The sequence below is a fragment of the Parageobacillus caldoxylosilyticus NBRC 107762 genome (assembly GCF_000632715.1).
GTDB classification, from domain to species: Bacteria; Bacillota; Bacilli; order Bacillales; family Anoxybacillaceae; genus Saccharococcus; species Saccharococcus caldoxylosilyticus.
Map to the genome: position 1 here is coordinate 1 of NZ_BAWO01000041.1, position 11264 is coordinate 11264.

The 11264-nt window shown below is 40.5% G+C and carries 12 protein-coding genes; 3 read left to right on the forward strand and 9 right to left on the reverse strand.

From position 1 onward, the window contains the following. Window positions 1–74: 74 nt before the first annotated feature. From GCA01S_RS11220 to mobQ, 7 genes are read right to left on the reverse strand one after another with little or no spacing between them, the layout of a single operon-like run. On the reverse strand, window positions 75–917 hold the full coding sequence (locus tag GCA01S_RS11220; RefSeq protein ID WP_236927543.1) for a hypothetical protein: 843 nt from the start codon (window positions 915–917) through the stop codon (window positions 75–77). Next, a complete protein-coding gene (locus GCA01S_RS11225; RefSeq protein WP_033017425.1) occupies window positions 910–1266 on the reverse strand; it encodes a hypothetical protein in 357 nt (118 codons plus the stop codon). The genes GCA01S_RS11220 and GCA01S_RS11225 overlap by 8 nt, the downstream gene beginning before the upstream one ends. 16 nt (window positions 1267–1282) lie before the next feature. Beyond that, the gene (locus tag GCA01S_RS11230) at window positions 1283–2275 is read right to left on the reverse strand and encodes an ArdC family protein (RefSeq protein WP_042410057.1); all 993 of its coding nucleotides are present in this window, start codon (window positions 2273–2275) and stop codon (window positions 1283–1285) included. Then, a complete protein-coding gene (locus GCA01S_RS11235) occupies window positions 2272–2466 on the reverse strand; it encodes a hypothetical protein (protein ID WP_008881725.1) in 195 nt (64 codons plus the stop codon). Before GCA01S_RS11235 ends, GCA01S_RS11230 begins: the two co-directional genes overlap by 4 nt. A 32-nt stretch (window positions 2467–2498) precedes the next feature. Next, entirely contained in the window at window positions 2499–4619 is a 2121-nt protein-coding gene (locus GCA01S_RS11240) for a type IA DNA topoisomerase (RefSeq protein ID WP_042410060.1), read from the reverse strand. 21 nt (window positions 4620–4640) lie between these two features. Further along, the gene (locus GCA01S_RS11245) at window positions 4641–6776 is read right to left on the reverse strand and encodes a VirD4-like conjugal transfer protein, CD1115 family (protein ID WP_042410062.1); all 2136 of its coding nucleotides are present in this window, start codon (window positions 6774–6776) and stop codon (window positions 4641–4643) included. 18 nt (window positions 6777–6794) lie between these two features. Then, window positions 6795–8726 carry a MobQ family relaxase gene (gene mobQ, locus GCA01S_RS11250; protein WP_042410064.1) on the reverse strand — a complete coding sequence of 644 codons (1932 nt, stop codon included), beginning with the start codon at window positions 8724–8726 and terminating at the stop codon, window positions 6795–6797. A 227-nt stretch (window positions 8727–8953) separates the two neighbouring features. Here mobQ and GCA01S_RS11255 point away from each other — a divergent pair, with 227 nt between their 5' ends. From GCA01S_RS11255 to GCA01S_RS11265, 3 genes are read left to right on the forward strand one after another with little or no spacing between them, the layout of a single operon-like run. Next, entirely contained in the window at window positions 8954–9205 is a 252-nt protein-coding gene (locus tag GCA01S_RS11255) for a hypothetical protein (protein WP_042410068.1), read from the forward strand. Further along, on the forward strand, window positions 9180–9434 hold the full coding sequence (locus GCA01S_RS11260; RefSeq protein WP_042385881.1) for a hypothetical protein: 255 nt from the start codon (window positions 9180–9182) through the stop codon (window positions 9432–9434). Before GCA01S_RS11255 ends, GCA01S_RS11260 begins: the two co-directional genes overlap by 26 nt. Window positions 9435–9450: 16 nt before the next feature. After that, entirely contained in the window at window positions 9451–10098 is a 648-nt protein-coding gene (locus tag GCA01S_RS11265; protein WP_042410069.1) for a V-type ATP synthase subunit I domain-containing protein, read from the forward strand. 162 nt (window positions 10099–10260) lie between these two features. Here the strand turns inward: GCA01S_RS11265 and GCA01S_RS11270 are convergent, their stop codons facing one another. Together GCA01S_RS11270 and GCA01S_RS19425 are read right to left on the reverse strand one after the other, a co-directional pair. After that, on the reverse strand, window positions 10261–10869 hold the full coding sequence (locus tag GCA01S_RS11270; protein WP_042410070.1) for a transglutaminase-like domain-containing protein: 609 nt from the start codon (window positions 10867–10869) through the stop codon (window positions 10261–10263). Between the two features lie 252 nt (window positions 10870–11121). Beyond that, a partial coding sequence (locus GCA01S_RS19425; RefSeq protein WP_155835574.1) for an MOSC domain-containing protein occupies window positions 11122–11264 on the reverse strand: 143 nt, incomplete at its 5' end.

Below are 11264 nucleotides of genomic sequence, written 5' to 3' on the forward strand. Positions count from 1 at the left end.
TTTTAAATGCAACGGCCTAAAAATGCGCCAGGACAAGACTAAAGAATATTGCTTTTATAGCGAAAGAACCTCTCTTATCGTTCTAGTACGCTTGATCTTTCTCGGAATTTCTCTAATGATTGATATTTATCGGGATGGGGTTGTGGGTCAGGTTTTAATTGCAAGAACGGATTCTTCCATAAAGCATAAAATTTCACATCCTCCCGAATCCATTCTTTGGCTTTCTTCGGTTCTTTCCAATCTTCTCGAATTTCTTGCAACGATTTCTTTGTGGCAAAAGTGTGCGTGAAAGTGCCTTTATCTCCTTCTAACTGTACGGATAGAATATGTAAATGATTCCTCTTTTCCAACAATTGAATCGCCTTCACTCTAAATTCTTCGTTTCTCACAAACTCGTATTGATGATTCCCGCGATCATCTCGCATAAACTGCATTTTCTCGGCCAGTGTGACTTCTTTGAAAAAACCCATGAATTTTGCATAATAAGGATTTTCTTTCTCCATTTCAAGAACATGAATCGGGCGATTCCTGATCGTTTCGTGAATATCAATTAATTGTATCTTCGTTTCTAAGGGCAAGCTGCCAACTTTTAATATCATTTGTTCCTTTCGGATAAGGGGAAAACGATGAGCTTTAATCACCCCTTTTAAAGCAATATCAGATCGATCGCTAATAATATTGGCAGGTACTCTTAATTCGTTTTCCTTTAATCGATAATAGGGCTGCTCTGTTTTTCCTCCTTTAGTAACAATGGCGTGGGCAGGAAGAGTGGCGTATCCGCCCCTGAAATTTCCGATCACAACAGCAAAACGGGTTTTCGTAGGGGCGGCGTGTGCTTCTTTATATTGAAGATTGGGATAGTCCCTCACTAACACAATATCTCCTGTACGAATGGACATCCAATCATTCTTATTCACGGATTCCCCACGCTTTCTTTACGGCGTCGGCTAATTTTTCTTCATCGTTTTCGTCCAACGCTTTTTCGATCTCTCTCACTGTTTCTTCTGGTACTCCTTCATCTACAGCTTCTTCTAAATACTCAACTAAGTAAAAAGCATACGAAGGATTCGGACGTCCCTCTTTCTCATGGATTTCCACCCTTGATTTTAAATAGTTCAAGGCCTCGTCAAGATACTTTTCTTCTTCCTCCGTAATTTCTAAGTCTTCGATCAGTTGCTCTCTTGTTTTATCAAAGGTCGTGTAACTCCATAAAAAATCATAATATTCGTCTGGGGTCATTTTACAGAACGGTTTTGTCTTTTCCATATTCATCACCTCATTATTAACGTTGCAGCTGCATCTCTTTATCTTTTTCGTTTTTATTGTTTTTGTCTTGATCTTTAGATGACTCATGCATCTGACGCAATTCTTTGATTCGTTCTTTCATCAACTCGTCAATTTCTTGGATAATACCCTGGGCGACATGCTGAATCTCTTTCATGGCCTGTTTCGCCAACTGAATGTCTTTAGCCCAGGTCGCAATATATCCAGCGCTGTATGGTTCTGTGTCCAATCCGTAATATTTGGAGACGATAAATGCAACAGCTTCAGCTTGTGCTTCTTTGTGTCCTCTAGGCAAGTTTTGCATGTCACTGTCTTTATGATGCAATTGAGCGTGGGCGTATTCGTGAATGAGCGTTTTGAATTTCAATGAAGTATTTTCAACAGACGCATTAATACGAATAAGGTGCTTTGCTCGATCATAGTACCCCTTTATATTCGGGTCGTCCAATACCTCTTCTTTCACCTCAATTCTGTTTTTATTCAAATGAGCCAGAAAATGCTTGTAAAGCGACTGAATGTGCTCGCTTTCTTTTAAATCTTCACGAATCAATTTTCGGATATCAAACAGCTCTTTTCCTTGGGTTTGGCTAATATCAAAGACGTTGACAAAGCGAAAACCTTTTAGAATTTCTTTCTTTTCCATCACTGTTCGCCCCTTTTCATCACGGACAGGCTCGTTCGTTTCAGGGTCAATTTTGGGTTGCAACTTCTTCTCGAAGATCGGTGCAAAAATCTTAATGGCCTTTTCGCCTTTTTGAACGTGTCTGCCAAGCTCCTGCCACGCTTTGTATCCCATAACCAACGTGGCATTTGGTTTCTGTGATAAAATCATCATGACATTGTGAAGGCTGTACTTTGGAAACCGCGCAACCACCTCCAAGTATCGTTGAAACTCTCCGTTCTTGAAAAGGCGTTCAATGGCTTGATCGACTTCTTTTTGGATTTTGTTCAGCTTTTCTTTGTATTCATTCGATTGTTGGTAATAACTCACGATTCATCCCTCACTATGGCGTACAGTGGCTCATACAGTTTTTTCCCGTTCTCTTCATATTCCAGATACCCTACTATCTCATAATCAATGAGAAATTCTCCTGAAGGAATCTCAAAAAGGGTCTTAAGACCTGGCGGCTTAGTGCGATAAATCGGCTTTTCGCTGCCCAGGATTTCGTGGTACTCGTACATAATTGGTCATCCTTTCTTCAAATGGTCTTGGTTTATTGGAATGTGAACTGGATTTCCCCTTTTTGGAGTGTCAAATAGGCGTCAAAGGACTTTTTCCCTTTGAATCCCTTGATCTTATTGGTTTTTCCCTTTTCACAAAGCTGCTTAACGTGTGTCTTAGTGATGTTTTTTCCTAAAATGGACTTCGGAAATGTCTGCTTACACCCGTTGGTATACTCTGTACATCCGTAGAATGTCTTTCGATCGACAATGTATCCTTTTTGACAACGAGGGCATGGAGCGATCGTATTTTCCTTCTTGATCTCTTCAAGCGCCTGTTTGGCATCGATACGTTCAACATCCTGAGAAGCCTGTTGAATCAGTGCATAACATAGCTTTTTCGCCTGCTCAATAAACACCTCTTTTGATCGGTTGCCTTTCCCGATTTCTTGCAAAAACAGCTCCCATTTCGCTGTCATTTCCGGCTTGGATAGGATAGTTCCTTTGACTGCTTCGCAAAGGATTTCTCCTTTCTTCGTCACAAACACTTGGTTTTTCTTTACTTCGATTAGTCGCCGTTGAATCAAGGTATCAATAATGGCTGCTCTTGTGGCTTCGGTTCCTAACCCCTCAACCTGATTCAGCGCTTCTTTCATCTCCCGATCTTCTACGTACTTTCCGGCTGTTTTCATTAGTGTGATAAGCTGTCCTTGGGTATACGGCTTTGGTGGTTGAGTCATCCCCTGCTTAACGGAAATATCGGCTTTAGCCGATTCTCCTTCTTTAACTTCAGGTAAAATAGCTACTTGTTCCCCTTCACTTTCTTCGTCTTTTTCGTTTTGATACAGAGCCTTCCATCCCATCTCTTTCTCTGTTCGTCCTTTAGTGACAAATTCTTGTTTTCCAACAGAAGTAATGATGACGGTTTCGTCATAAACATAATCAGTCATGAACATAGCCAGGGCGCTTTTTAAGATTTCGTAATACACTTCTTTTTCGTCAGACGAAAAAGTTTCAAACGCCTTAGTGTCAGGGACTTTTTCTGTTGGAATAATGGCGTAGTGATCGCTCACTTTCTCTGGATTTACATAGCGTTTAGAAGGCTGAAGCGAACGAATAGGAACATGAATGCCTAGACACTGTTGATATTGGTCCACATGCTTTTGTAAGTAGGTGTATTCTTCCTCGGTGATATATTGCGAATCGGTTCGAGGATACGATACATATCCTTTCTCGTATAAAGATTGCACAAGCTCCAATACTTTCGTTGGACTGAACTTTTTGGTTCGGTTGAGCTTGCTTTGCAACGTAGATAAACTATGGAGTTTCGGAGCTGGTGTTCGTTTTTCGCTGATTCGTACGCTCTTAATCACTGCTTGGTAGGTCTGTTGTTCTTTCGTGATGTCGGGACGGACAGTTTCGTATAGTTCATCAAGAGACGAAAAACGTTTGTTTAGTTTTCCTCGGTATGTTCCGTTCTTAACTGTAAACTGTCCCTCTAATTCGTAAAACGGTTCCGGCCGAAAGTGTTCAATTTCTTTTTGGCGATCATAGATCAGTTTCAAAACGGGAGTCTGCACCCGTCCGACGCTAAATACATCCCGGATGCCCTTTTGCTGAAGAAGCAGCGTATAGAGCCGACTAGCATTCATTCCTACTAGCCAGTCGGCGATCTGTCTCGCCTGGGCTTCATGAAACAAATGGATGGTTTCTTTCCCGTCTTTCAGTTCAGCAAACCCTTTTCGAATGGCATTTTCGGTTAGAGATGATGTCCAAAAGCGCTTAATCCGTTTTTTCGAGCATCCGGCCATGAGGATAAGCAGACGAGCGATATTTTCTCCTTCCCTGGCTGGATCGGTCGCAATAATGATTTCATCAGCCTCTTTAAGCAGCTTCTTAACGGTTTGAAACTGTTTGGCTTTATCCTTCGACACTTTGTACTCAAACTGCCCAGGAATAATCGGCAAAGTGGCCAAGTCCCATTTTTTCCATTCCGGACGGTATTCCTCTGGCTCTTTTAGCTCGACTAGATGGCCAATTGCCCAGGTCACTGTTGCCCCGTTCGGAAATTCTTTACACGACTGAATAGAAAGAAAACCGTTTCCTTTGGTATGTGGAAACGGTGATGCGAGTTTTCGTGCCTGGTCGGGTTTTTCTGCAAGAATGACGATCATGAAAGCATCCCCCTATCGATTTCAAATTGGCAGCTCGTCGGCGATTTTCTGATTGCTTTCTTCTTGCTCTCCTTCGCTGTCATCGCTGAATTCGCTGAATTCTTCAATGATCTCCATTAAGTCCTCCTCGGTGATCTCATCTTCCATTTCATCGAATGCGTCTAATTCTTCCTCAATTTCATCTAAAATCGATTGTAGTTCTTCTGCTTCTCCCACTTCTTCGGATTCGTTTTCTTCATCTTCGTTTTCATCCTCAACGTTGCCAAGTAATACCCTCAATTCCTCTTCGGTAATCTCTTCGTCCTCTTCGTCTTCGTCAATCTTATTGATCTCATCGATCATTTCGTTAAGCAATACCACATCCGACTCTTCTAACTCTTGCTTGACTTCTTGGATGTCTTGGGCAGCCGAATCTTCTTCATCCCATACCCATTCTCCATTCCACAACGGCGCAGTATATCCTAAACGGCTTCGGTATTTTTCATAGTTGCTCAATAAATCGCCGTAAATATCGAACTGCCACGCTTTTTCTAGCTTCATCGGGTAAGCCCCAGATACGAATAAATAACAAGTGTTTTTGTCCATGTTCATAAGTTCGCCCGGCGTAATCAATGAGCGCTTTACATATTGCTCTGAAATGCTTTTGCTGCCTTCCTTACGTCCATAGGAAGCACTTTTCTGTTTGTGCTTCACCGTAGTCTCTCCGGCGAGTTCGCTAAAGTATTTCGCTGTTTTCGTGTCTTTCGTTCGCAGAAACAACTGAGTATCGTGGTTATTGATGATCGAACGAGCCATTTCCGGGCCATATCGTTTTTTGTCCTCTAGCTGTCCGATGTCCTGGATAATCGTCATCATGGCCATACCAAGTCCGCGACAGGTTGCCAATACTCGCGGATATTTGTTGATCGTGCCGATGTTGGCGAATTCGTCCAACAGAAAGATAGTGGGAATCGGTAACTTCGAGTGATTCTTGTCAGCAATGTCGTATAGAACAGCGATCAACTGTTCAAAGAACGTAGCAGTCAATTGAACAAACGGGTTTTCATCCATGCGAATCTTGATGTACAAAACGGATTTTTCTTTCTGCAAGTCATGAAATTTGAAATCGCTTTTAGCGGTCATCTTCGCGATCTTTTGCATCGAGAAAATGGAGATTTGTTGCGCCAAGGTCGCCATAATGCCAGCTCTAGTGTTTCCACTGCTCATGTTTGCAAGGGTGAACATATGATACGCTGGATGGTCTGGGGACATATTTTTAATGATTTCATCCAAATATTCTTCATCTTTTCCTGCTCTCGCCACCATTTCAACGACATGGCGCATATTGGCCTTGTCTTTGTATTTTTCCTTCACGTACAGGATGAATGCTGACAGAAAGGCGACAGCTGATTCACTCCAGAAATCGCGTTTTCCTTCGTCAACCGAGTTAGAAGCGATCGTATTAGCAATTGCCCTAGCATCCTCATCATCCTCGACGTAGTCTAATGGATTGTATCGATCGCAATTGACGAAATTGATAAAGTCCACCTGATAGACTTTGTATCCTTGGTCCCTTTTGATCTGATGGGTAGCTTCATATATTTCCCCTTTCGGGTCTGTCACAATAATGGTTTCTTCCGTATGGTTAATCATGTTAGGAAAGACGAATGATTGACCTTTCCCAGACCCCGACGAACCAATGACCAAGACATTTCGGTTATCGATCGTCGTGTTTCTCGGAATGATGAGAAGTTCCCGTTTTTTTGGCACTTTGCCAACGATAATCCCTTTTTCCATCTGAAAAGCGTCAACAGGGTCTTTCGTATACGAGTTGTTTTTCGAGAACATCTTGCCGTCGATGACTTCATCCGGCGTTCCCCACCGGGAAGTTCCATGCAAGCCAAAGTCGCTAGCATATTCTAACTTCGGAACAATAATGGATGACCGAAAAGCGTATAGCAGCGCTGCTAAAATCACAAACGGAGCCAATGAGAAAACCGTTTTTAAGTTCTCTTCCGTGTAAACAAACGTGATTAACTCTTTCGGTCTTAATAAAATTTCTTTTAAGTCGCCTCCGTTCCCGATCATATAAAACAATCCCATCAGAACATAGGCAGCTATAACGGTCAACACAACACTAGCGAATATCGGCTTCCAGGCATCTTTTTTAAAGTTCATCGTGATTTCCTCTCCCCCTTAGCGTTCAAATTCTTGACCACGATATCTTCTGCGTTGCCGTTTCTTCGTTGGGTCTTTCTCATATTTCTTGCGATCATTCGCTCGTTGTGCTTCTTCTATCGCTTCTAACAAACCATCAGCCACATGTTGCCGGTATTGATACTCCATGATCTGCGCTTCTGTTTCAGGTTTTGGCATACGTTCGAGTTTTTGTTGTTCGCTAACGTGGATACGGCGTAAATCTGCTTCAAAGTCTTTGCTGCTTTCGCCGCGTTCCACCAGCTCATGCAGCCGCAACAAGGCTGCCGTGTTCGTGATGAACACATCTCTGCCGTAATGCTCGCTCAAAATGGCTTGCAAAACAGCTTTGTTTTCCTCGAGCTCTTTGCTCATCTTCTCTTTTCTCAACATACATTGCTCGATCTTCCGGCTCGCTTCAAAGGCCTGCTCAAAGTCTCTTGCCTTCAACGCCTCCATGCGCTCTTTCGATTGCTTTTGAATCGTGCGATTCAAAACGAAGAGACTTTGATACATGTTTCGGGTTTGCTCCGCGAAGGTCGGCATCCGATGAATCTCTTGCTCTTTCTTCGCCGCATAAGCAGGAATTTCACTCTCTGGCAACACACCCCCTGTGTCCTTAAAGTATTGAACGGCATGATATTTTTCTTCAATCCGGAAGTCAGCTCCGGCATGAGGATACAAGACTCGGAACTCCTCTTCTGTTAGCCGTTTTTGCACTTCCAGTGCTAATTCGGCTTTCTTCAGAACAGCTTCGTATTTGGTTAACTCGTTTTCAAAGGATTTCTCCATCTCTTTAAGTTGAGCGATTTTTTCTCTTAGTTGCTCATTAAATTTTCCTGGATGGAAGCCGTACTGAATCACTTGTCTTGGTTCTTGCTGATACACATGATACGCCTTATTGATGACATTCTTAAGCGCTCGCAGCTTCAGCTGCTGGCTGTCGATTTTTTTCTTCCAATTGCCTTCAGCGAGATCATGATATACACGTCTTGCTACAGCAAAATCAACATACGATTTTGCTCGCTTGGCAACCAAAAGTAACGATGCTTTTTCTACATCGTTTAAAGAGGCATTTTTACGAATGGATTCGATCGTTTCGTTCAATGATTTTTCTTCTTGATATTCAGAAATGGATACAACTTTTTCCTGTTGTTTTAACGCTTTTAGTTCTTGATTAATACGTTGAATTTCTTGATTCAATTTGCCGTAATATGTAACCGGCTCATACGGTTTTCCTTGCTTTTCAGCTTCTCTTTTCATTCGTTGTTCATATTGATACGCCTCACGAGAAAGACGAATTTGAGGTACTTTATCAATTCCTTGTTTCTCATAACTTTCATGAGAAACTCGGTCATTGATTCCTTTTTCTTTGAATTTTTCGTTGATCCGATCGGCGAAATTTTTTCTCCATTTCAGAAGCGTTTCTTTATCATTCCAGTTTGTTAAATGAACGGATTTTCCGTTCACTTTTTTACGTTTCTTCCCCCACGTTCCATCTTCATTAAACGGACGCATCGTTAACATGATGTGAGCGTGTGGATTATGTTTTTTATCACGGTGAATAGCGATGTCTGCTACCATTCCTTCATCTGCAAAATTCTCTTTACAAAAGTCCAAAAGTAATTGCGTTTGCTCTTCATTGGTTAATTGTGTTGGAAGAGCGACGATGATTTCTCTAGCTAATTGAGCGTTATGTTGTTTTTCAACTTTCTCCACTTCGTTCCATAAACGTTCGCGATTGTAGACCCACTCTGGAGCATGTTTTGGCGCAAGAATATAAGTTTCCGGAGGAATGTCACGATGGCCGTATTTTTTTGTTAATCCATCCCGTTCTGAATACAATGCTTCTCCACTTCGATAGGCAGCGCAAGCAACGGCTGAGCGATTTGATTTACTAATGATTTGTGTACGGAATAGAAAGTATGCCATCGTCATTCCTCCTTTCTTAATTTTTTTAGCCCCTGCGGGTCATTTGTCGAAGACAAACTTTTTATCGAGCGAAGCGAGTTCCCATTTACCCCTGAAAGGGGTATAAATGGGCACTCATTTCATTCGTGACTTCATTATACCATAATTTTCTTGTTTTGGATAGACATAAAATTCCTCATCATGTAAAATATTCTTAAGAAATATTCAAAGAAGAAAGGGTGAATGAAATGGCAAGAAAAGACCCTTTGTCCAGAGCACAAGAGATTGAGGAACAGATCAAAAAATTGCAGGAGAAGCAGCGAAAATACATCGAGCAAGCTCAAAGAGAAATCGGTCAGTATCTAATGGAAACGTGGGATATTGAAGATATCGAGCAGGCGAAATTGTTGATTGACAAATTCAAAGAAGAAGCAAAAAAATATTTCGGTAGTGGTCAAAACACGGAGGGATCCAATGGACAAAAAACGTCCGATCAGTGATCTGCAAAAACGAATTGAACAACTGGAAGAAAGAAAACGACAAATATTAAGATTGGCAAAAGAACGTGAACGTAAAAAAAGAGCGCATCGGTTGATACAAACCGGCGCACTAGCGGAAAAGTACTTTGAATTGGAACACTTGACAATCCCAGAACGAGAAGAATTGTTTAAGATTTTCGCGAACTACATTAATGAAAAAAAGCCGGATAAATTTAAGAAAAAAGAATAAGGAGGTCACAGTTAATATGGACTCCCGAGATCACATCAACCAAAGTTTGTATGAGATACTTGAAGAGATTTTGGAAAAGGCTAAACGGTCACGAAAGTTAAATCCTCCCTCTCATGAAAAAAGCGAATTGGAAGAAACTAAATCAAACGAAAAATCACTTAAAACTCTACTGAAGGCAAAAGAAAACCTGAACGATCTTAAACAGAAGCTGATGGAAAACCCGAAAAAGAATAAAAAAGAATTGGAACGCCTACAACGCATAGAATCGAAACTAGAAGTGAGCATTCGAAAAGCAGAGAGACGAGAAATCGCAAGAGCGCTAACTTCGTTAAAAAAAGACCCAAAACGAACCGTTTTTCGTTTAGTGGAAGCTAAAGACAGGTTAATGATTTTGAAAACAAAACTACAGGAAAATCCTCGGCGATACAAAGCCGAATTGCAGCGAATGGAGAAACTAGAACAACGGCTGAATCAAAAAATCGAAAACGCTCGGTTAAAAACACTTAGAAGAGCCATCATGTATATTGAAAAAAATCCTAAACGATACAAGGAAGAGCTTCAGCGCTTCAACGAATTGGAAGCAAGACTGAAACAAGAGTTAGAAGAAAAACGAACGCAGGAAAAAGCTAAAACTAAAGAAAAGGATTTAGAGTTAATCCGATGATCCTTTTCTTTTATACACCAATCTGAGAAGCCGTTTTTTAGGTAATTTTATTTTTGCTTCTGTTAAATTTTAATGTTGATTTTTATACCACAGAAAAAGACCGAAATAAATCGGTCTTTTTTGTATGCCTTGTTCAACTATCGCCACCTTTAGCTTAAACAACTATAAATATTCTGGCAAATGATTTTTATACATTTCTAATGCATCTGTATGTTCTTCTAAAACAGCAATTGTTTTTGGATGTGGCTTCGCATAAATTATTGGGTAATCTCTTTCATCAAATTCTTTTTGAGGAGTAAAAGCTAACTTTTCTTCGTCAATTGAAAATTGAGCATCAATTCCCTTTTTATTACCACGAGCATCTAATCGAATCCATTTATTAAGTGTTTTCAGAAAAATTGCATTTAGAGCATGAATACAATAACCTTTTTCTGGCGTATCAAACAACATCAATCGTTGATAACAAAAACCAGTTGGTATCCCCTGCGAACGTAGTAGTGCAGCTAATAAATTTGATTTTGCATAACAAATTCCTTCTTTATAGTAAAGAACCTCAGAAGCTTTACATGTAACTCTTGTGCTTTGTATATCCCACGAATGAGAAATCTCATCTCTTACAAATTCAAATGCTATTTTAGCCTTTTCCATTTCTGACTGTCCTTCATGAAACAATTCATTCATTTTTTTCTGAATTAAATGATGGGAAAAATTTATAATATCCAATTCTTCCAGATAATCCATTAAATTAGTGGACTCAGGAATTAGTTCCACTTTAGTTCCCCCTATCAAATATGATTTTACATAATTATACAAATATTTAAATAAAAATACAATAATGGTTTACTTAGGTAACTTCAACTATACTGCCCGTTAGTCCAACAAGAAAAACGATACTCCTTCTGAAGTATCGTACCCGTTAGCCAACCATGAAGCGAGTTTCACCACAGATTATGCAAGAAGTTCTGTCCTTCCATGGGAGCTTAGTAGAGTTGACATTTGGTTTGATGGTGATTTGGCAAAATATCATTCAAGAAGAAAGACTTCATCGCCTACATGAATTTCACCTGTTTTTATAACAGAAGCATAAACGCCAAAATGATTATTTCTTTGTTGTACAAGAGTTTTAAGCAAAGACGAATCTCGTTCTGCATTATCAGGATTAACAG